This is a genomic window from Stenotrophomonas sp. STEN063 (assembly GCF_056854515.1).
Map to the genome: position 1 here is coordinate 1 of NZ_JBXFWF010000076.1, position 21581 is coordinate 21581.

18 protein-coding genes are annotated in these 21581 nt (G+C 64.6%); 12 read left to right on the forward strand and 6 right to left on the reverse strand.

What is annotated here, in order from left to right; genetic code table 11:
- Positions 1–59: 59 nt before the first annotated feature.
- The 3 genes from AC1VWL_RS16850 to AC1VWL_RS16860 form a co-directional block, all read right to left on the reverse strand.
- Positions 60–476 carry an H-NS histone family protein gene (locus AC1VWL_RS16850; RefSeq protein ID WP_482987433.1) on the reverse strand — a complete coding sequence of 139 codons (417 nt, stop codon included), beginning with the start codon at positions 474–476 and terminating at the stop codon, positions 60–62.
- A 320-nt stretch (positions 477–796) separates the two neighbouring features.
- The gene (locus tag AC1VWL_RS16855; protein WP_482987434.1) at positions 797–1537 is read right to left on the reverse strand and encodes a GntR family transcriptional regulator; all 741 of its coding nucleotides are present in this window, start codon (positions 1535–1537) and stop codon (positions 797–799) included.
- A 16-nt stretch (positions 1538–1553) separates the two neighbouring features.
- The gene (locus tag AC1VWL_RS16860) at positions 1554–2798 is read right to left on the reverse strand and encodes an acetyl-CoA hydrolase/transferase family protein (RefSeq protein WP_482987435.1); all 1245 of its coding nucleotides are present in this window, start codon (positions 2796–2798) and stop codon (positions 1554–1556) included.
- Between the two features lie 135 nt (positions 2799–2933).
- On the opposite strand from AC1VWL_RS16860, the gene AC1VWL_RS16865 reads away from it, so the two are divergent.
- From AC1VWL_RS16865 to AC1VWL_RS16885, 5 genes are read left to right on the forward strand one after another with little or no spacing between them, the layout of a single operon-like run.
- Positions 2934–4292: an MmgE/PrpD family protein gene (locus AC1VWL_RS16865; protein WP_482987436.1), complete on the forward strand. Its 1359-nt coding sequence runs from the start codon at positions 2934–2936 to the stop codon at positions 4290–4292.
- A complete protein-coding gene (locus AC1VWL_RS16870; RefSeq protein ID WP_482987437.1) occupies positions 4292–5683 on the forward strand; it encodes an MmgE/PrpD family protein in 1392 nt (463 codons plus the stop codon). The genes AC1VWL_RS16865 and AC1VWL_RS16870 overlap by 1 nt, the downstream gene beginning before the upstream one ends.
- Complete coding sequence (locus AC1VWL_RS16875) at positions 5680–7077, forward strand: phenylacetate--CoA ligase family protein (RefSeq protein ID WP_482987438.1); 1398 nt, start codon at positions 5680–5682, stop codon at positions 7075–7077. The genes AC1VWL_RS16870 and AC1VWL_RS16875 overlap by 4 nt, the downstream gene beginning before the upstream one ends.
- A 10-nt stretch (positions 7078–7087) precedes the next feature.
- The gene (locus AC1VWL_RS16880) at positions 7088–8485 is read left to right on the forward strand and encodes an amidase (protein WP_482987439.1); all 1398 of its coding nucleotides are present in this window, start codon (positions 7088–7090) and stop codon (positions 8483–8485) included.
- On the forward strand, positions 8482–9726 hold the full coding sequence (locus tag AC1VWL_RS16885; protein WP_482987440.1) for a CaiB/BaiF CoA transferase family protein: 1245 nt from the start codon (positions 8482–8484) through the stop codon (positions 9724–9726). Before AC1VWL_RS16880 ends, AC1VWL_RS16885 begins: the two co-directional genes overlap by 4 nt.
- A gap of 265 nt (positions 9727–9991) precedes the next feature.
- Here AC1VWL_RS16885 and trmL read toward each other — a convergent pair whose 3' ends face one another.
- Together trmL and AC1VWL_RS16895 are read right to left on the reverse strand one after the other, a co-directional pair.
- Positions 9992–10471, reverse strand: coding sequence for a tRNA (uridine(34)/cytosine(34)/5-carboxymethylaminomethyluridine(34)-2'-O)-methyltransferase TrmL (trmL, locus tag AC1VWL_RS16890; RefSeq protein ID WP_482987441.1), 480 nt, complete (start codon positions 10469–10471; stop codon positions 9992–9994).
- A gap of 37 nt (positions 10472–10508) precedes the next feature.
- Positions 10509–10913, reverse strand: coding sequence for a hypothetical protein (locus AC1VWL_RS16895; protein WP_481509169.1), 405 nt, complete (start codon positions 10911–10913; stop codon positions 10509–10511).
- Between the two features lie 352 nt (positions 10914–11265).
- On the opposite strand from AC1VWL_RS16895, the gene AC1VWL_RS16900 reads away from it, so the two are divergent.
- The 5 genes from AC1VWL_RS16900 to AC1VWL_RS16920 all read left to right on the forward strand — a co-directional run bounded on the left by AC1VWL_RS16900 (position 11266) and on the right by AC1VWL_RS16920 (position 18476).
- The gene (locus AC1VWL_RS16900; RefSeq protein WP_482987442.1) at positions 11266–14121 is read left to right on the forward strand and encodes a M16 family metallopeptidase; all 2856 of its coding nucleotides are present in this window, start codon (positions 11266–11268) and stop codon (positions 14119–14121) included.
- A gap of 578 nt (positions 14122–14699) precedes the next feature.
- Positions 14700–15017, forward strand: a complete 318-nt coding sequence (locus AC1VWL_RS16905) for a DUF4156 domain-containing protein (protein ID WP_482987443.1) — start codon at positions 14700–14702, stop codon at positions 15015–15017.
- Between the two features lie 121 nt (positions 15018–15138).
- Complete coding sequence (locus AC1VWL_RS16910) at positions 15139–16155, forward strand: 3-oxoacyl-ACP synthase III (protein ID WP_313174064.1); 1017 nt, start codon at positions 15139–15141, stop codon at positions 16153–16155.
- A 260-nt stretch (positions 16156–16415) separates the two neighbouring features.
- A complete protein-coding gene (locus tag AC1VWL_RS16915) occupies positions 16416–17309 on the forward strand; it encodes an alpha/beta fold hydrolase (protein WP_481614828.1) in 894 nt (297 codons plus the stop codon).
- Positions 17310–17786: 477 nt separating this feature from the next.
- On the forward strand, positions 17787–18476 hold the full coding sequence (locus tag AC1VWL_RS16920) for a phospholipase D-like domain-containing protein (RefSeq protein ID WP_481614829.1): 690 nt from the start codon (positions 17787–17789) through the stop codon (positions 18474–18476).
- 243 nt (positions 18477–18719) lie between these two features.
- Here the strand turns inward: AC1VWL_RS16920 and AC1VWL_RS16925 are convergent, their stop codons facing one another.
- Entirely contained in the window at positions 18720–19154 is a 435-nt protein-coding gene (locus AC1VWL_RS16925) for a YkgJ family cysteine cluster protein (protein ID WP_282269389.1), read from the reverse strand.
- A 104-nt stretch (positions 19155–19258) separates the two neighbouring features.
- On the opposite strand from AC1VWL_RS16925, the gene oleC reads away from it, so the two are divergent.
- Positions 19259–20902, forward strand: a complete 1644-nt coding sequence (gene oleC / locus AC1VWL_RS16930) for an olefin beta-lactone synthetase (RefSeq protein ID WP_482987444.1) — start codon at positions 19259–19261, stop codon at positions 20900–20902.
- 249 nt (positions 20903–21151) lie between these two features.
- Positions 21152–21581, forward strand: a 430-nt coding sequence (locus tag AC1VWL_RS16935) for an endonuclease domain-containing protein (protein ID WP_482987445.1), incomplete at its 3' end; no start/stop codon positions are given.

The window sequence follows — 21581 nt, forward strand, 5'->3', positions numbered from 1 at the left end:
GGGTTTCGTACCGAAACCCCACTCTGACCCCGGTTTTGACCCGGTTTTGCCGTTCTGACTCAGCTGGGCTTGAACAGCTTGCGCTTGCCGGTGAGTACCTTTTCCTTCGGGGTGAGCTTGGCCACGCCGGGGATCAGGAAGTCGGTGGCGGTCTGCCCGAAGCGGATCTTGGAGGCCAGCCAGAGCGGCATCTTGCCGCGGCCAGTCCAGGTGTTCCAACGGTTCTCGGGATCGCGGTATTTCGGTTTGACCTTCGGGCCCTTGCGCCGGGCAGGTTTGCTCTTGGCTGCGACGGCATCTGCGCCCGGACCGAACAGTTCCTCGATCGTATAGCCGGTCTGCTTGGCCAATGCGGTGAGTTTGCGCCTGACCTTTTCCGCAGGTTGACGTTGGGTGAGCGCTTTGTGCCTGGCCTGTGCGGCGCGGATGAGAGTGTTGAGCTCTCGAAGATCAAGAGGGGTAAGGTCGATACTCATTGCTTAAGCGTCTGTTCTCGGCGCGGGGGTGTCAAGCAGCCGCTGTGGGTTATTGACGTTGAGAGGGGGGAGTTGGTGTTCGGAGCATCGCCAGAATGAGGGCGCGCGGGTTGGCCTGAGCGCTCCGTAGCCCCGTAGCCCGGGTGAGCGCAGCGCACCCGGGGCGGTTGGTGGCCAGTCCCAAGTATCACCAGTTGCCTGCTACCCGGGGGCGCTGCGCTTACCCGGGCTACCTCCTCGGCGGCGACCGCATACAAAAAGCCCGATGGCAGTGGTCTGACATCGGGCTTTGGCGGGCTTAAGTGCGAATTATGATTCAATCAGCGATGACTGCGTGAAAGCACCATCGAATAGGCAAACCGGCCCGGCGGATGCAGGCTGGTCGCGACCAGCAGCAGGCGGCCGTTGGCATCGCGGTAACGGCGCTGCACGCGCATTGCTGGCTCACTCTTCTTGATGTCCAGCAACTTGGCATCGGCCGCTTCAAACGAGGCCGCGTCGAACACCTGCTCTACCCGCGACAGCCTGGTCGGGTCGAGGAACTTGGCCAGCGCACGCGCGGCGCCGGCCACTTCCAGCAGTTTCTCGGTCGGCACACCGGTGCGCACCGGGATCAGCATCTCGGTGACGGCGATCGGTTCGCGGCTCTGTTCTTCCAGACGCAGGCAGTGCAGGCGCAGGTATTCCTTGCCTTCGTGGATGTCCAGGCGCTGCGCCATCGCAGGGTCGGCCAGCTTGCGCTCGGCCTCCAGCACCTGCAGGCGGGTGCTGTTGCCGTACTGCATCAGCAGGTCGACGGTGTCGATCTCGTGCTCGTACCGCATTGCCGAGTTCTGCGCGATCACCCGCGTGCCAGCGCCGGGGCGGCGCTGCACCAGGCCGGCGCTGATCAACTGCGCCAAGGCCGCACGTGCGGTGTGGCGGCTGACGCTGAAGCGTTCGCACAGCTCCAGTTCGGTGGGTAGCAAGGTACCAACGGCGTACTCGCCCTTCTCGATTGCCGCCTGCAGTAGGTCGCCCAGTTCGGCATAGCGGGGCTTGCTGCGTCGCGTACCAGTCATATGTACAGATCCTTGTTCAAAGTCTGAGCGAGAGTTCCTGCCAGCTGCGCTGCAGGGGTTCACGGTGTTCGGGTGCGGCGATGGCGATCAGGGCCTGGGCCCGTGCATGGACGTCGAGGTGGCGTAGATCGGCTACGCCATGTTCGCTGACGATGCAGTCGGCATCTACGCGGGCAAGGCTTACGGGACCGGTGGGTAGCATCGGCACGATCCTGCTTTCGCCCTTCGGGGTACTGGCAGGGAGTGCAATGATGCCGCGACCAGCGGTCGATTGGCGAGCGCCTTGCAGGAAATCAGGCAGGCCGCCCACACCACTCAGTTGGCGTCCAGACAGGAACTCGCCGTTCACCTGGCCCAGCAGATCCACCGACAACGCGCTGTTGATGGCGGTCAGGCGCGGGATACCGGCCAGTACGTTGTGGTCGTGGGTATGGCCGACCTCGCGGAAACTGATGCTGCGCGGGGCGATGTCATACAGCGCCTGTGTACCCAGCGCGACGCCGGCCACCACAGCATCAGGTGCTGCCGACAGCGCGCCGGATTCGAGCAGGCCAAGCAGGCCATCGGAAACCATGCCGCTGTGGATGCGCAGGTTGCGCCGCTCGCGCACCGCGCGCAGCACCGCCGATTGCAGGCGGCCCAGGCCGAGCTGCAGTGTCGCGCCATCCTCCACCAGGGTAGCGACCTGTGCCGCAACCGAATCCATCGCGGCATCGGCAGGCGGATCGGGAATGGCCAGCAGCGGCGCATCCTGCTCGATGGCGGCGGTGATCCGCGACAAGGGAATGGACGGCCCGCGCGTGCGCGGCATGCGCGGGTTGATATGCGCCAGGATGCGGGTCGCGCGGGGCCAGGCCGCCGGGGTGAAGTCGCAGGCGATGCCCAGCGAACAGTTGCCGTCCTCGTCCGGCGGCGCCACCTGCACCAGCACGGCGTCGAAGGCAACGCTCTCGCGCAGCCAGCGCCAGGTGGCGGTATAGGTCATCGGCAGGTAGTCGACGCGGCCCGCCAGCCACGAACTGCGCAGATCGCTGCTCAGGAAGATCGTGCGCTGGCGTGCCTGCGGGTGCAGTCCGGCAAAATCGAAGGTGTTGACGGTGGGGATGTGCACGCCAGTGAAGCGCAGCCCGCCGCAGCGTTCGGCGCCACTGCGCAGCCAGTGTTCGAACAGCAGTGAATGGCCGGCACAGCCGGGCGCGAAGACCTCGGGTCCCTGCGCGAGGTAGTCGAAGAAGGTGTCGGCATCCAGAAGTCGGGGCATGGGGCTGATTGCGGCGTTCGGGATACGGATCATATGATATGTCCGGACAAAGTCGGTTATGCTCTTTTCACACGGTTGCTGTTCCCACCATCCCAAACCCGCTGTTGCGGGCCTGCACCGAGACCTCATCGCGCGATGACCACGCCTGCCGCCAGCCTTACCGAACAGCTCGCCCAGCACCTGCAACGGCCGGTGGATGCCGCCGCCCGTGAGCGTGCCGCCTTGCTGCTGGTCGATTGGCTGGGCTGCGCCCTGGCTGCCTTGCGCTATCCGATTGCCGCCCAGCTGCAGTCGGTGGTGCAGGCGCAGGCCGGTGGCAATGTGGTGGCCTTGGGCGCTGGCCGCCGCAGTGCAGTCGACGCGCTGCTGCTCAATGCCGCGCTTGGTAATGTGCTGGAAATGGACGATGTGCATCGTGCTGCCATCCTGCATCCCGGTCCGGTAGTCATCCCGGTGGCGCTGGCTGCGGCGCAGGCCGAAGGCGCGGATGCAGCAGCGCTGCTCGATGCCATCGTGCGCGGCTACGAAGCCACCATCCGCATCGGCCGGGCGCTGGGCAAGGCGCACTACCGCTACTGGCATCCCACCTCGACCGCTGGCACGTTTGGCGCTGCCGCTGCGGCTGCATCGGTGCTGCGCCTGCCGGCCGAATCGGTGGCTGATGCGCTGGGCAATGCCGGCAGCCGTACTGGCGGGCTGTGGCAGATGCGCCACGAGCCGGTGCCGACCAAGTCATTGCATAACGCTGAAGCCGCACGCAGTGGCTGGCTGGCGGCACAATTGGCGCTGGCGGGCATGCGTGGGCCGTGCAGGATACTGGAAGGCGAGCAGGGCCTGTTTGCCGCCACCGCACCGGACGCCGTGCCGGAACTGGTGGTTGCCGACGAAGACGATTGGTTGATCCACAGCACCAGCCTGAAGCCGTGGCCGGCTTGCCGCCATGCACATCCGGCTATCGATGCGATGCTGGAAGCGATGGCGCAGCTTGATGCAGCTGATATCGCGCAGATCGAACGCATCGAAGTACGCACCTATGCCGAGGCCCTGCGCTTCTGCGACCGCGCCCAGCCGCAGACCGAGCTGGAGGCCAAGTTCAGCCTGCAGCACGCGCTGGCCTCGATCCTGGTCAACGGCCGGCCGCAGCTTGAGCACTACACCACCGAAGCCTGCAGCGATGCTGAGCTGGCGCCGTGGCGACAGCGTATCGCGTTGATCGAGGATGCAGCCTGCAGCCAGCGTTTCCCAGCGCACTACGGCGCCAGCGTGCAGCTGTGGCTGGCCGATGGCCACAGCGTGCAGGCCGAGCGCATCGATGCCTGGGGCGACCCGGAATGCCCGATGCCGGCCGAGGATGTGCTGGCCAAGGCGCTGGCCCTGGCGCAATGGGGTGGCGTATCCGCAGGCTTGGTGCAACCCCTCTTTGGGCAGGTGCAGGCGCTGGCCAATGGCGGCAGTCTGGACGCCTTGAACGCCATGTTGGCGCGGGTGGCCTGATGCGATTGACTGAAGCGCTGTTGCAGCATGCGCGCACGCTGCGATTTGAAGACCTTTCCGCCGAGGCGGTCGCGGCTACGAAGGTATTCGTGATGGATTCGGCGGCCGTGGGGCTTTCCGGCTCCGGTCCGCAGGTGCCGCTGACCCAAACCGTCCGACGCAGTGCCGCCAGCTTCGGCAGCGGCAATGCCGCGCGGGTCTGGGTGACTGGTGAAGCCATGCCGGCGGCCAGCGCGGCGATGGTCAATGGCTACCAGATCCACAGCCAGGAATTTGATTGCGTACATATGCCGGCGGTGGTGCATCCACTAGCGGTTATTCAATCGGCCTTGATTGCCGCTGCTGAGCAGCGCGCAAACGTCGATGGCGTGGCGGTCGATGGCAAGGCCTTGATCGCAGCGCTCAATGTTGCGGTCGATGTAGCCACGCTGATCGGCATCAGTGGCCGCGCGGCTATGCGCTTCTTCCGGCCATCGATGTGCGGTGCACTCGGCGCAGCAGCTGGCATTGCCCACCTGCATGGCGCTGACGAGGAACTGCTGCGTCGCGCGCTCGGCCTGACCTATAGCCACCTGTCCGGCACCATGCAGGCGCATGTGGAAGGCTCGCCGACGCTGGCCTTGCAGGTCGCATTGAACTCGCGCGCTGCCTTGAGCTGCTGGGAGCTTGCACGCAATGGCTTTCCGGCACCGCGCGAAATGCTGGAAGGTCCCTTTGGCTATCTGCCGCTGATCGAGGGCGAGTTCGACGTCGGACCGTCGCTGCAGAAACTGGCCGCGCGCGAAGCGCAGATCCTCACCGTGAGCCACAAGGTGTTCCCGACCGGCGGCGCCGCGCATGCCGCACAGGACATGCTGATTGAGCTGCGCCAGCAGCACGGCCTGCAGCTGGACAACGTCGCCAGCATCGAACTGCAGGCGACGCCGCTGGTGCGCCGCTTGGTCGGCCGCAGCTATCAGCCCGCAATGGAAACCAGCTATGCGCGGCTGTGCCTGCCGTTCCTACTGGGTACCGTGCTGCTCGATGGCAAGGTCGGCTTGTCCGCCTATGCGCCGGACAAGCTCGCCGATGCGCAGCTGGCCGCGTTCGCCAACCAGGTCAGCCTGGTGCCGAACGACTGCGACAATCCCAATGCGCTGGTGCCGCAATCGATGACGGTTACCCTGCGTGACGGCCGCGTGCTGCACAACCACCGCGATGCGGCCATAGGCTCGCCGCAACGGCCGCTGTCACGCGCCCAGCAGCTTGAGAAGTTCCACCACTGCCTTGACCACGCCGCGCGTCCCTTCGACGCCGGCCACCGTGCTGCCCTGATCTCCCACTTCGACCAATTGCAGGACATCGACGATGTCAGGCAGCTGGTCGACCTGCTGATTGTCGAGACCCCATGACCTACGCCACCTATTTCGAGTCGTTCGATGTCAAGGAGCTGCTCAAGCAGTTCCCGCTGGACCAGGCCTTCACCGACAAGTTCAAGACCATCAGCCGCGAGGAACTGCGCGCCGAGCAGAACGCGATGTTCCTGCGCTGCGTGGCCCGCGCCTGGCAGATTCCGTTCTATCAGCGCCTGTGGGGCAATGCAGGCATCAAGCCTGAAGATATCCAGAGCCTGGATGACATCACCAAACTGCCGGTATTCGGCAAGCACGAGATCATGGCGTCGGTCGAAGCCAATCCGCCGCTGGGCGATTTCCACGGCTGGCAGGACGGCACCGAGGCTGGCAACAAGCCGCTGGTCTTCCACACCACCTCCGGCACCACCGGTCGCCCGCAGCCGCTGGTGTTCTCGCCGCATTCGCGCGAAGTGCAGAGCCTGCTGCTTGCCCGCCTGTACCGCTGGCAGGGCATGCAGCCCGGCGACGTGGTGCACTCGGTGTATGGCCACGGCATGATCAACGGCGGCCACTATGTGCGTGAGGCGGTGACGCATTACACGCAGGCGCTGTTCTGCTCGGCCGGTACCGGAATCGAGATGCGCTCGGCGCAGCAGGTGCAGTTGATGAAGAACATGGGCGCCAACGTGATTGTTGGTTTCGCCGACTACATCAAGAAGCTGGCCGACGTGGCCCGCGAGAACGGCCTGGTGCCGGGCAAGGACATCCCGGTGCGGATGATCTGCGGCCACCTCGGCCGTGAATCGCGCGAGTCGCTGTCGGCGGCCTGGGGCGGGGTGGAGTTGTACGACTGGTACGGCGTGGGTGACACCGGCGCGATTGCCGGCCAGGGCCCGGACCAGGACGGCCTGTACCTGATGGAAGACGCGCAGTACGTCGAAATCCTCGACGTCGACAGCGGTGAACTGGTGGCCGACGGCGACACCGGCGACATGGTGGTCACCTGTCTGTACAAGGACGACATCTACCCGATCATCCGCTTCAACACCCACGACGTGACCCGTGTGCTGACCACGCCATCGTCGCTGGGCATGAACCTGCGCCGCATCGAGGGCTTCCTCGGCCGCAGCGACAACATGGTCAAGATCCGCGGCATCAATGTGTTCCCGCAGGCGATGGCACCGGTGTTGGAAGAACATGCAGCGTTCGCCGGTGAGTTCATCTGCGTCGCCAGCCGCGATGAAGGCGGGCGCGACGATCTGGCCGTACACGTGGAAACCCGTGGCGCACTGGATGACGCACAACTGGCAGCGGAGTTCGCCGCGTTGCTGCGCCAGCGCCTCGGTGTTGAAATGAGCATCGTGCTGGCCGCCCCGGGTGAGCTGGCGGCGCTGACCGGTATCGAAGTACGGCAGAAGCCGGTGCGTCTGATCGACAAACGTTTCGCTTGAGGAAGACCGCGTGAGCAAGGCCGATGCGCAGTTGTTGAGCATGGATATGACGGCGCAGGCGGCCTTGCTGGCTGCCGGTGGAGTCAGCTGCACCGAACTGATCGAGCAGCAGCTGGCAGCCATCGCTGCCAGCCAGGTGCAGATCAACAGCTATATCCATGTCGACGCGGAAGGCGCATTGGCTGCGGCTGCGCAGTCCCAGCAACGTCGCCAGTGTGGCCTGGCGCGTCCTTTGGAAGGCCTCCCGATCGCGGTCAAGGACAATATCGATGTGGCCGGCATGGTCACCACCGCCGGCATGGAAACCCGTCGGCACAGCGCAGTCGCCAGCAGCGACAATCCTGCGGTGGGTGCCTTGCGCGCAGCCGGCGCGGTGATCGTCGGCAAGCTCAACATGCATGAAGCGGCGATGGGCGCCGACAACGACAACCCGTTCTATGGTGCTTGCCACAACCCGCATCGGCACGGTCATACGCCGGGCGGTTCCAGCGGTGGCAGTGGTGCGGCGGTGGCCGCTGGTTTGTGCGCGGCGGCGCTGGGCACCGACACCATGGGTTCGGTGCGCATCCCGGCAAGCTATTGCGGTGTGGTTGGGCTCAAGCCCAGTTGGGGCGCGATCAGCACCCGCGGCACCGTTGCCCTGTGCAGGCGGCTGGATCACATCGGCCCGTTGACGCGTTCGGCGCGTGACCTGCGTCTGTTGCTGCAGCTCATGTCCGGCTTCGATCCCGACTGCGCGCAGTCGCGCTTCATCCAATACGCCGCGCCGGATGCGGAGGGCCTGCGCATTGGCGTGGTGGATCTGTTCGATGCAACCGATATCGCTCCTGACGTGCAGGCGGCATTCGAGGATGGCCTGCGCGTGCTGGTCGGCTTGGGCCACCAGCTGAAGCCGCTGCCGGCACCGGCGTTTGCGTCGGCACGCGCACGTCGTGCTGGCCTGCTGATGAGCGAAGCCGAGTTGTTGGTCGAACACGCCGAGGCCTGGGCCGCTGACCGCAGCAAATTCTCGCCGCTGCTGGTCAAGCTGATGTCGTGGGCAGAAGGCCGCAGCGCTGCCGAACTGGCTGCCGCCTCGCAGCTCGCCGATCGCGGGCAGGTGCAGCTGCAGCAGTGGCTGGCGCGTTGCGACGTGCTGGTAATGCCAACTGCGCCGCAGCGTGCATTCCCGTTCGGAACCCCGGCGCCGGCCAGCCAGGCCGATCTCACCGCTTACGCCAACCTGGCCGGCAACCCAGCCTTGTCGGTTCCGCTGCCGGTAGCTGAGGGAGAGTTGCCCGCCGGCATGCAGCTGATCGGCAATGTGGGCGACGAACTCACGCTGATTGCGCTGGCGGAGGCCTTCCAGCAAGCGGTTGGCTGGCAGCCCGTGCTGCCCGAAGCCTGCAAAACCTGGTGGCCGAAATGAAGCTGCTCGAAGGCGTTCGCGTTCTCGACCTGTCGCGCATTCTTGCCGGACCGTGGGCGACGCAGGTGCTGGCCGACTTCGGCGCCGATGTCATCAAGGTCGAGCGCCCCGGCGTGGGTGACGACACCCGCAGTTGGGGCCCGCCTTACCTGCAGGACGCCGACGGCAATGACAGCAGCGAGTCCGCGTATTACCTGTGCGCCAACCGCGGCAAGCGCTCGCTGGCGATTGATTTCACCACAGGGGAAGGGCAGGCGCTTTTGCGCGAGCTGATCGTGCACTGTCACGTGCTGGTGGAGAACTACAAGGTCGGTGGCCTGAAGAAGTACGGGCTGGATTTCACCAGCCTGCAGGCGATCAACCCGAAGCTGGTGTATTGCTCGATCACCGGCTACGGCCAGGATGGTCCTTATGCGCAGCGCGCCGGCTACGACGCGGCGATCCAGGCCATCGGTGGTTTGATGAGCGTCACCGGCGAACCGGATGGCGCGCCCGGGGCCGGCCCGCAGAAGGTAGGCGTAGCCGCGACCGATCTGATGACCGGTATGTATGCGTCGACGGCAATTCTGGCTGCGCTGCGCCATGCCGAGCGCACCGGTGTTGGCCAGCAGATCGATCTGGCGCTGCTGGATACCCAGGTCGCATGGCTGGCCAACCAGGCCTCCAACTATCTGATCGGCGGCGTGGTGCCGACCCGGCAGGGCACGGCGCATCCGAACATCGTGCCGTATCAGGTGGTGCCGGCGGCTGATGGCTATTTCATGCTGGCGGTTGGCAATGACGGTCAGTTCGCGCGCCTGTGCGAGGTGATCGGCGAGCCCGGGCTGGCGCGTGATCCGCGCTATGCCAGCAACAACGCACGGGTTGCCAATCGCGAGCTGCTGGTGCCGCATCTGCAGCGGGTTTTGCGCACGCGGCCGGCGGCCGAGTGGTTGGCGGCGCTGGAGCAAGCGGTGGTGCCGGCCAACCCGGTCAACCGCATAGATCAGGTGTTTGCCGATCCACAGGTGCAGGCGCGTGGCCTGCGGATTGAACTGCCGCATGCCGCTGGTGGCAGCGTGGCGATGGTGCGGAATCCGCTGAAATTCTCGGCGACGCCGTTGCGCTATGAGCAGGCGGCGCCGCTGTTGGGGCAGCACACCGCTGAGGTGTTGGGGGAGGTGCTTGCCGTTGATGGTGAGCGGCTGCGGGTGTTGCGGGAGTTGGGTGTGGTTGGGGTTGCTGCTGAAGCTAAAAGCTAAAAGCTAAAAGCTAAAAGCTGAGAGCTGGAGCTGGAGCTGGAGCTGGAGCGTTACCCCTCCCCAGCCCTCCCCTTGGCTGCGCCAAAGGGAGGGGGCAAAGCGGGTCGCTGCCATCTGACAGATCGCAGGCTTGCGCTCCCTCCCTTTGGCGTAGCCAAGGGGAGGGTTGGGGAGGGGTGCTTTTGGCGATCAATCTTCAGCTGGAGCATTGCCAGCTTCGCGGCTTACACCGCTCCCACAAAAAACAAAAAACCCAAAGCGCCAATCACGCGCCGCCAGAGAATCCCTGCTGCCGCCACGCCTCATACACCACCACGGCGACCGAGTTGGACAGGTTCAGGCTGCGGTTGTTGGGCTGCATCGGCAGGCGCAGGCGATGGCCGTCGGGCAGGGAATCAAGCAGCTCCTGCGGCAGGCCGCGGGTTTCCGGGCCGAACAGGAAGGCGTCGCCATCGGCGAACTGCACGGTGTCATAGCGGACGCTGGAGCGGGTACTCAATGCAAACAAACGCTTCGGGGCGATGCGCGCCAAGGCGGTTTCCAGGTCCGGGTGGACCTGCATCTGTGCGTACTCGTGATAGTCCAGGCCGGCGCGCTTCAGCTGCTTGTCACTGAGGTCGAAACCCAAAGGCTCGATCAGGTGCAGCCGCGCGCCGGTGTTGGCGCAAAGCCGGATCACATTGCCGGTGTTCGGCGGGATCTCGGGCTGGTAAAGCACTACATCGAAAACAGGGGCAGAAGTCATCGGCGCAGTTTACGCCGGGTGTTGCGTCATCGCTGGCTTAGTTGGAAACCATGCCCTGCGCGACGACCTTGCCGATGGCTTCAGCAGCGGCTTCTGCAGCCATGGCCTGCACCTGCTCCACCTCCGGGCGGACGGTGATGGCCGGCAGCGACACCATCCACTGGCCGGCGCGGGTGCCGATGGCGACCGGGCTGGCGGAGGCCAGCTGGCTGGCGGTCTGTTCGGCCATCAGCTCGACGATCTGGCCGACGGTCGGGCGGACCTGCACCGCAGCCAGGGTAGGGATGTTGCTGCTGGCTTCGTGCTGGGCCTGTGCCAGCTGATCAGCGGAAGGACGAACCTGCACGGTGTCCAAAGTGACGATATCCGAAGCCTGGACCGAAGAAACAAAGCCGGTGCTGGCGACGAGGGCGATGGCAAGGGCGAGAGACTTGGCGTTCATGGCGGGACCTGTTTGGTGTGTGTGGGCAGTGGTGTGGTAGTAAGGTAGTACAGTGATTTTCGTAGTGCAAGGACTTTCGTTACTTTTTTTGTTTTGTTCAGCAATCAGTCATTTATCGTCTGAAGGGATCTGGCTGCGAGTAATAGGCAGCAGGATGTGTGCCAATCGCATCTGATTGATAAATAAAGAATTGTTGTTTATGGAAAGTGTCCGCTGTCCGGACACCTGCCGCGCCCGCAGTGACCGGACGGACACCGGTGCAGCTGCTTCGGTACCCATGACGCATGGCGTATGCCGATGTGACGGCGCCCGGTTAGGATCAGCGTTCACCTTCATACCCAAGGGAAATGGAATGAACGCTGCTATGCCCCGTACCGCCTTGTTGACCCTGGCCCTGAGTGCCGCCCTCGGCGGATTTGTTGGCATGCCGCTGGTCGCGGAGGCCAAGCCGGCCGCCGCCGCAGCGTCTGTGGACATCCCGTATGAAGAATTCACCCTGCCCAACGGCTTGCGCGTGGTGGTGCACACCGACCGCAAGGCACCGATCGTGGCGGTGAACATCTGGTACCACGTTGGTGCCAAGGACGAACCGGCCGGGCGTACCGGCTTCGCGCATCTGTTCGAACACTTGATGTTCCAGCGCAGCGAAAACCATGACGGCGAGTTCTTCGAACCCTTCAAGCAGGTCGGCGCCACCGACCAGAACGGCACCACCAATACCGACCGCACCAATTACTTCCAGAACGTGCCGACCACCGCGTTGGACATGGCGCTGTGGATGGAGTCGGACCGCATGGGCCATCTGGTGGGCGCCATCGATCAGGCCGCCCTGGATGAGCAGCGCGGCGTGGTGCAGAACGAAAAGCGCCAGGGCGAGAACCAGCCTTACGGCCAGGTCTGGGACAAGCTGACCCGCGCCATGTACCCGGCAGGTCACCCGTACCACCACGGCGTGATCGGTTCGATGAACGACCTCAACGCCGCATCGCTGGATGACGTCAAAACCTGGTTCCACACCTGGTACGGCCCGAACAATGCGGTGCTGGTGCTGGCCGGTGACATCGACGTGGCCACCGCCAAGGAAAAGGCCGCCAAGTTCTTCGGCGACATCCCGGCTGGTCCGACCATGGCGCAGCCGGCGGTGAACGTTGCGCAGCGCGCCGCCACCACCCGCGAAGTGATGACCGACAAGGTGCCGCAGGCGCGCATCTACCGTGCCTGGAACGTGGCCCAGGTCGGCACCACCGATATCGATCAGCTGGAGCTGTTCTCCTACGTGCTGGGCGGTGCCAAGTCCTCGCGTCTGGACCAGCGCCTGCTGCACAAGGACAAGCTGGTCGACAACATCAGCGCGATGACCGATGCCTCGCAGCTGGGCTCCAACTTCCTGATCATCGCCACGGTCAAGCAGGGCGTGGACCCGGCCAAGGTCGAGGCCGCCATCGACGAAGAACTGAAGCGACTGATCGCTGAAGGCCCGACTGCCGATGAGCTGGAGCGCGCCAAGGTGCAGTCGCGTGCGGGCTTCGTGCGCGGCATCGAGCGTATCGGTGGCTTCGGCGGCAAGGCCGATGCACTCGCACAGTGCACCGTCTACGAAGGCAACCCGGGTTGCTTCCGCACCTCGCTGGCCAATGTCGATGCCGCCACCGCGGCTGACGTAAAGGCTGCCGGTGCCAAGTGGCTGGGCGTGGGCGACCACACCATCGTGGTCGAGCCGGGCGAGCGTGTTGCGCTGGCCGAGCTGCCGTCGGTCAAGCCGGCGCCGTTCAACGTGCCGGCCGTGGACTCCAAGTACACCACGCTGCCGAGCCAGGTCGACCGCAGCGCCGGCGTGCCCAAGACCACCAGCTTCCCGGAACTGAAGTTCCCGCAGCTGCAGCGTGCCACGTTGAAGAACGGCACCCAGGTGGTGCTGGCCGAGCGCCACGACATCCCGGTGGTGCAGTTCAGCTATGAGTTCCCGGGTGGCTTCACCGCCGACCGTGGCCGCAAGCCGGGCACCGCCAACTTCACCATGGGCATGCTGGACGAAGGCGCTGGCCAGCTCGGCTCGCTGGCGTTCGCCGATGCTGTGGAAAGCCTGGGTGCACGCGTCAGCGCAGGTGCGTCGTTGGATGGTTCCAACGTGTATCTGTCGGCACTGAAGGAAAACCTGGCGCCGTCGCTGGCGCTGTATGCCGACGTGGTGCGTGCACCGCGCTTCGAGCAGAACGAGATCGACCGCATCAAGGCCACCTGGATTGCAGGTATCCAGCAGGAAAAGGCGCAGCCGAACGCGGTGGCGATGCGCGTGCTGCCGCCGCTGCTGTACGGCGCAGGCCACCCGTATGCGATTCCGTTCACCGGTAGCGGCGACGAAGCGGCGATCCAGTCGCTGACCCGTGACGACCTGACCTCCTTCCACAAGCAGTGGATTCGCCCGGAAGGTGCCACCCTGATCGTGGTCGGTGACACCACCTTGAAGGACCTCGTGCCGTTGCTGGAGCGCAGCTTCGGTGACTGGAAGGGTGAGGGTGCGCGGCCGAAGGTGGAGGCCCTGACCAATGTGGATCGCCCGCAGGCATCGCGCGTGTTCCTGATCGACCAGCCGGGCGCGGTGCAGGCCAACCTGTTCGCCGGTCAGGTCGCGCCGTCGACGATGGACGCGGGCACCACCCGCTTCGACATCGCCAATGGCGTGCTGGGTGGCGACTTCACCTCGCGCCTTAACATGAACCTGCGTGAGGACAAGCACTGGTCCTATGGCGCACGTTCGTCGGCCTCCAATGCCCTGGGCCAGCGCCCGTGGATGGCGGTTGCACCGGTGCAGATCGACAAGACCGGTGAGGCGATGAAGGAAATGAACGCTGAAATCAGCCAGTTCGCCAGCGGCCAGCGTCCGCCGACCGATGCCGAGGTCAACCGCATCCGCAACATCCAGACGCTGAGCCTGCCAGGTGCCTACGAAACCGCATCGGCGGTGATGAGCACCATCGGTGGCATCGTGCGTTATGGCCGTCCGGACGACTACGTGTTCAAGCGCAAGGCCGAGATCGAAGCCATGACCCCGGCGCAGGTCGCCGAGGCAGCCAAGATCCTGGATCCGTCCAAGCTGACCTGGGTGGTGGTAGGCGACCTGAAGCAGACCGAGGCCCCGGTGCGCGCGCTGAAGCTGGGCGAAGTGACCGTGATCGACGCCGACGGCAAGCCGGTGGAGAAGAAGTAAGCGGCAGGGCATAGCCCGCCGCTTCCGCCTAAGCCCCTCTCCCGTTTACGGGAGAGGGGTTGGGGTGAGGGCAGCTCTTCAGCTTTGGCTGATAAAGCTCCTGCCGAGCATGGCTCGGCACTACGTTTCTGCCCCCTCCCTTTCGCGCAGCGAAGGGGAGGGCTGGGGAGGGGTAGTTTTTGCTTTGAGCCCCTCTCTCGCTTGCGGGAGAGGGGTTGGGGTGAGGGCAGCTTCCAGCTTTGGCCGGTAAAGCCCCTGCCGAGCATGGCTCGGCACTACATTTCCGCCCCCTCCCTTTCGCGCAGCGAAGGGGAGGGCTGGGGAGGGGTAGTTTTTGCTTTGAGCCCCTCTCCCGCTTGCGGGAGAGGGGTTGGGGTGAGGGCAGCTTTTAGTTTTGGCCGGTAAAGCCCCTGCCGAGCATGGCTCGGCACTACATTTCCGTCCCCTCCCTTTCGCGCAGCGAAGGGGAGGGCTGGGGAGGGGTAGGTTTTGTCTTTGCTGCGCGCCCAATCACCGGGATCACCACCTGTTCATCCATTCCCGGCACAATCCCTGCTGATCTTCACAAGGAATAGTCCATGCGCGTCCTGCTTCTGTCCGCCCTGATCGCCAGCACCGCCGCCTGCACCTGGGTGCCGATTGAATCCGGCGGCAAGACCGTGCGCGTATTGCCAGCAGGCCCAGTTGCGCCGGGCTGCGTGACCAAGGGCGAGATCGTGGTCTCGGTAAAGAGCAAGGTTGGCTTCTACAACCGCAACCCGCTGCGCGTGCAGGAAGAACTGGAAACCCTGGCCCGCAACGAGGCCCCCAGTGCCGGCGCCAATGCCGTACAGGCCAGCGGCCTGCCGACCGATGGCAGCCAGCGCTTTGCTGCCTTCCAGTGCCCGCCGCGCTGATTTTCCAGCTGTCTTACGGCCCCGGCGGCTCCATACGCCGGGCCGCCGATTTGTAAAGATGCGGTAAAAATGCGCAGGCGCTAGAATGGCGACCCCTTCGCCTGAGTCTTGGCGCTTTCTGATGCCTTTTCAAAATGTCTCGATCGCGGGACTGGCGCATATTGATGCGCCGCATACGCTGACCTCAAAGGAAATCAACGAGCGGCTCCAGCCCACGCTGGAACGCCTTGGCATTCGTGCCGACGTGCTTGGCGATATCGCCGGCATCCACGCGCGCCGCCTTTGGGACCAGGGTACACAGGCCTCGGACGCCGCCACCATGGCCGGCCGCAAGGCGCTGGAAGATGCCGGCATCACTGCCGACAAGGTTGGCCTGCTGGTCAACACTTCCGTCAGCCGTGATTACCTGGAGCCGTCCACCGCTTCCATCGTGTCCGGCAATCTGGGCATCGGCGAAGACTGCGTCACCTTCGACATCGCCAACGCCTGCCTTGCCTTCATCAATGGCATGGACGTGGCCGCACGCATGCTGGAGCGCGGCGACATCGACTATGCGTTGATCGTCGACGGCGAGACCTCCAACCTGGTCTATGAAAAGACCCTGGAGCGCATGATGTCCCCGGACATCACCGCCCAGCAGCTGCGCGACGAAGTCGCCGCGCTGACCACCGGTTCCGGTGCGGCAGCAATGGTGATGGCGCGTTCGGAGCTGGTGCCGGACGCCCCGCGCTACAAGGGCGGCGTGACCCGTGCGGCCAACCAGTGGAACAAGCTGTGCGTGGGCAACCTGGATCGCATGGTCACCGACACCCGCATGTTGCTGATCGAAGGCATCAAGCTGGCCACCAAGACCTTTGAAGCCACGCGTGAAGCGCTGGGCTGGGCGGTGGAGGAGATCGACCAGTTCGTGATCCACCAGGTCAGCCAGCCGCATACCAATGCCTTCATCAAGGCCTTCGGCATCGACCCGAAGAAGGTGATGACCATCTTTGGCGAGCACGGCAACATCGGCCCGGCGTCGGTACCGATCGTGCTGAGCAAGCTGCGCCAGCTGGGCAAGCTCAAGAAGGGCGACCGCGTCGCGCTGATGGGCATTGGCTCGGGCTTGAACTGCACGATGGCCGAGGTGGTCTGGTAACAAGGCCGTGGCCTGACGGCTTCGCTTCCGCAGGAGGCGCAATTGTCAGTTCGCAGGTTTTTCCCTTCTCCCCTTGCGGGAGGAACAAAGGGCCTGCCCCCGCGAAGGCGGGGGTGCCCGAAGGGCGGAAGAGGGTAAGCGTGCGCAGCACGCAAGCGCTGGGAGTTAGAGCAGTTGTTCAAGCTCCTCCACTCCGGCCAACCCTCTCCCCAACCCCTCTCCCGGCGGGAGCGGGGCTTAGCAGCCGCAGGTGCGACCCGATGAACAAACTCCCCGGTTACCCCAGCAAGACCCACCGCTTCGAAGTCCGCCCCGGCTTGTCGATGAACTACATCGATGAAGGTCCGCGCGATGGCGAGGTGGTGGTGATGCTGCACGGCAACCCGTCGTGGAGCTACCTGTGGCGGCACCTGGTCAACGGCCTCAGCGACAAGTACCGCTGCATCGTGCCGGACCATATCGGCATGGGCCTGTCCGACAAGCCCGACGACAGCCGTTATGAGTACACCCTGCAGTCGCGCGTGGATGATCTGGACGCATTGCTCAAGCATCTGGGCATCACCGGCCCGGTGACGCTGGCCGTGCATGACTGGGGCGGCATGATCGGCTTCGGTTGGGCGCTGTCGCACCACGATCAGGTCAAGCGCCTGGTGATCACCAATACCGCCTCGTTCCCGTTGCCGCCGGAGAAGCCGATGCCGTGGCAGATCGCCATGGGCCGGCACTGGAAGCCGGGTGAATGGTTCATCCGCACCTTCAATGCATTCTCGTCCGGCGCCTCGTGGCTGGGCGTAAGCCGGCGCATGCCGGCCGATGTACGTCGCGCCTATGTGTCGCCGTACAACAACTGGGCCAACCGCATTTCCACCATCCGCTTCATGCAGGACATCCCGCTGTCGCCAGCCGACAAGGCCTGGTCGCTGCTGGAGCGTGCGGCGGCAGCGCTGCCGTCGTTCGCGGATCGCCCGGTGTACATCGCCTGGGGCCTGCGTGACATCTGCTTCGATCATCACTTCCTGACCGGCTTCCGCAAGGCATTGCCGCAGGCGGAAGTGACCGAGTTCGAAGATGCCAACCACTATGTGTTGGAAGACAAGCACGAAGTGATCGTGCCGGCGGTAAGAGCCTTCCTGGAGCGCAACCCGCTGGGGTGAGCCGGGGCTTGTGGGAGCGGCGTCAGCCGCGAAGCAAGGGATAGATCCGCTACGGCTACCTCCGCATCCTGCAAGCCGTTGCCTGGCGTTTCGCGCAAAGCTCGCGCGATGATTGATTTCTCGTGGACTGAAGCATTGCCAGCTTCGCGGCTTACGCCGCTCCTACAAAAAGCTGAGCGAGCGATGCCTGCTTCTGCCCCCTCCCATGCGCCGAAGGCGGAGGGTAGGGTTGGGGAGGGGTAAGCTTTTGTGGCCGTTCCCTTTGCACCAGCTTCGCGGCTGACGCCGCTCCCACAAAAGCCGTGAGCGCGCGATGCCTGCTTCTGCCCCCTCCCATGCGCCAAAGGCGGAGGGGAGGGTTGGGGAGGGGTAAGCTTCTGTGGCCTTTCCCATTGAGTCAGCTTCGCGGCTGACGCCGCTCCTACAGACAGGTGCGGGTGTGCGAAGCTCTGTGCTTCTTGGCACAGGGAGCGAAGGATGGATTTCGACAGCTTGGACCGTCAGCTGCGTGACAGCGCGCAGGACCTTGCGTTGAGCAACGAGGAACGCTCCGCACTGCGCGAGCTGGGCGTCGAACTACCGCCCGACCGCCTGCGCTTCCTGCGCAATCGCGCCTTCGATATCGCCCGCGAGCAGGTCGCTGCCAATCCTGCCGAAGCACTGCCGATGCTGAAGTGGGTTGAACAGGTGGTACGCACGCTGGACGTCAACGCCGGGCCGGTTGAAACCCTGACCAGTACCTATTTCTCCCCGGGCGATGCCTGCATGCAGCGCCTGCGCGCGCTGTGCGCCAGCGCGAAGCAGACCTTGGACATCTGTGTATTCACCATCTCCGATGACCGCCTGAGCGGGGTCATCCTGGATGCGCACAAGCGCGGCGTGGTGGTGCGCATCATCAGCGACAACGACAAGGTCTACGACGACGGCAACGACGTCCGTCGCTTGAACGAGAGCGGCATCCCGGTGCGGGTGGACCACAGCGAATACCACATGCACCACAAATTCGCGCTGTTCGATGGCAAGCAGCTGGCCAACGGCAGCTTCAACTGGACGCGCACCGCGACCGAGCACAACGATGAGAATCTGGTGGTCAGCAATGACCGCAATCTGGTGCGCAGCTTTGCCCAGCAGTTCGAGGTGCTTTGGGGGCGTTACAAGGCGCTTTGAGGCAGCTTTCGCTCTTGCTTTTATGCCTTTGATTTTTTGCCGTCATTCCCGCGTAGGTGGGAATCGCTCTGGCTCTTGCTTCGGCTTCTGCCTTGGCTTTGGACAGGGCAACGGCGAAGAGCAACAGCAAGAGCGATTCCCGCCTGCGCGGGAATGACGGCGTAAGGGCAAAGCCCAAAGCCCAAAGCCCAAAGCCCAAAGCCCAAAGCCCAAAGCCCAAAGCCCACAACTACCGCATCACCCTCAAGCGGCAATCGGCGTATTCGGCGGTGATGACGGGCTGTTGCCGTTGTCGTCCGGATGGTCGTCGCCATCGTTGTCGGCATCATCGCGCCAGCGCCAATCGGCCAGGGTCAATGCCGGCATGCCGTGGGCGATGCGCGCGCGGTCACACTGTGAGCTGGCCTTGCCGTATTCCCAGGAGGCGTCCACCTCGCGGCACACGCTGGGCCGGTTCGGGTGGATGGTGCAGCGCGAGTACACGCCGATCTCCGAGTCCAGGGCCACGCAGCGGATCGGGTCCGAGTAGGTGCCCTGCATGCACAGCCGGTGCGGGTCCAGGCGCTGGGTCAGCTGGTGGGGCACGCCGCCTTCGGTGACTTCGTCCGATTCCATCCAATGGAAGGCAACGCGGTATTGGGTGCAGCAGGCACCGCAGGTCAGGCAGGGATGGGGCATGGGATACCGGCCTAGGCGGCAGGATTAGGACAAAAGGAAGGTGCGAAATTTTCCACGGCGACGGCCTGCGCGCAAGATTTTTCTGCATTGGCGACAATAGGAAGATGAACGAAACCTGCAATATCGCCGCGCGCCTGCCCGAGCTGGCGCGTGAACGGCCCGACCAGATCGCCATCCGTTGCCCCGGCAAGCCCGCCGCCAATGGCATGGCCGCCTATGACGTGATCCTCGATTACCGCACCCTGGACGCTCGCAGCGACGCCATTGCCGCTGGTTTGGCGGCAAACGGCATCGGCCGCGGGGTGCGTGCGGTGGTGATGGTGCGGCCGGGGCCGGAGTTCTTCCTGTTGATGTTTGCCCTGTTCAAGATCGGCGCAGTGCCGGTGCTGGTCGACCCCGGCATTGATAAGCGCGCGCTGAAGCAGTGCCTGGATGAAGCACAGCCGCAGGCCTTCATCGGCATCCCCTTGGCGCAATTTGCGCGGGTTCTGCTGGGCTGGGCCAAGGCGGCCAAGGTCAAGGTCACCGTCGGTCGGCGCTGGGGCTGGGGCGGGACCACGCTGGCGAAGATCGAGGCCGATGGCGCAGGCGCGGGCAGCCAACTGGCCGCCACCGCGCCCGATGACGTAGCCGCGATCCTGTTCACCAGCGGCTCCACCGGCGTGCCCAAGGGCGTGGTCTACCGGCATCGGCATTTCGTCGGCCAGGTGGAACTGCTGCGCAATGCTTTCGGCATGCAGCCCGGTGGCATCGACCTGCCGACGTTCCCGCCGTTCGCCCTGTTCGACCCGGCGCTGGGCCTGACGTCGGTGATCCCGGACATGGACCCGACCCGGCCGGGCAGCGCCGATCCGCGCAAGCTTCACGATGCCATTGCCCGCTTCGGCGTGACCCAGCTGTTCGGTTCGCCGGCATTGATGCGGGTGCTGGCCGAGCACGGCCAGCCGTTGCCAACGGTGACCCGCGCCACTTCGGCGGGTGCGCCGGTGCCGCCGGAGATCGTGTCCAAGATCCGTTCGCTGATGCCGGAGGACGGCCAGTTCTGGACGCCTTACGGTGCCACCGAATGCCTGCCGGTAGCGGTGATTGAAGGTCGCGAGCTGGTCGATACGCGTGAGGCCACCGAGGCTGGTGCGGGCACCTGCGTTGGTCGCGTGGTCGCACCGAATGTTGTGCGCATCATTGCCATCACCGACGAGCCCATCGCTGACTGGAACGGCGTGCGTGAGTTGCCGGCCGGGGAGGTGGGTGAGATCACCGTGGTCGGCCCGACAACGACCGATAGTTACTTCAACCGGCCGCAGGCCACGGCCGCAGCCAAGATCCGCGAAGTACTGGCCGATGGCGGCGAGCGCATCGTGCACCGCATGGGCGATGTGGGTTGGTTCGATGCGCATGGGCGGCTGTGGTTCTGCGGGCGCAAGACGCATCGGGTCGAGACGGCGACAGGGCCGCTGTACACCGAGCAGGTGGAGCCGGTGTTCAACACCGTGGCAGGTGTGCGGCGCACGGCTTTGGTGGGTGTTGGTGCCTTGGGCCAGCAGGTGCCGGTGCTGTGTTACGAGCCGCTGCCGGATCAGCACTCCGGTGAGATCGAAAGGCAATTGAGGATCATGGCATTGCGTCATCCGGGTTTTGCCGGCATTGAATATTTCCTGCGCCAATCGAGCTTTCCCGTGGATATCCGCCACAACGCCAAGATCGGGCGTGAGAAATTGGCGGTGTGGGCGCAAGCGCAGTTGGGTTGAGCTGGAAGGCTTGAAGCACGAGCAAGAGCAAGAGCAAGAGCAAGAGCACCCCTCCCAACCCTCCCCTTCGCTGCGCGAAAGGGAGGGCTAAAGCTTTGCCCCCTCCCTTTGCTGTAGGCAAGGGGAGGGTTGGGGAGGGGTAAAGCGCAGTGCTGTTTGAGTCGAAGGACAGCCCGAATCCAGCTATTCCCTGACAGGCTCCCATCAACGGCAATTGCAGGCTTTCCGTACGAAAGACGGAGAGCCGCAATGGACAAGCTGCGAAGGCGTGCCAGAGCCCTGCGCAACACCCCCACTGATGCCGAAGACCGCCTATGGCAGCAACTACGCCGACGCCAGTTGGCAGGCTTCCGCTTCCGCAGACAAAAACCCTTGGCCGGCTACATCGCCGACTTCGTCTGCCTTGAAGCGAGGCTGATCGTCGAGCTGGATGGTGGGCAGCATCTTGAGCAGCTTGCCTATGACCAGCGGCGGACCGAGGTGCTGCAGGGATTGGGCTTCCGTGTCCTGCGCTATTGGAATGATGAGGTGCTGCAGCGGATGCCGGTGGTATTGGAGGACATTCTGCGGGCGTTGGCGCACGGCAAAGAGCACCCCTCCCCAGACCAACCCGGGGGAGGGGGGGAGGGGGGGGGGGGGAGGCGAAGCGCGAGCCCCAAGGCGCGCACACGGAGGAGTG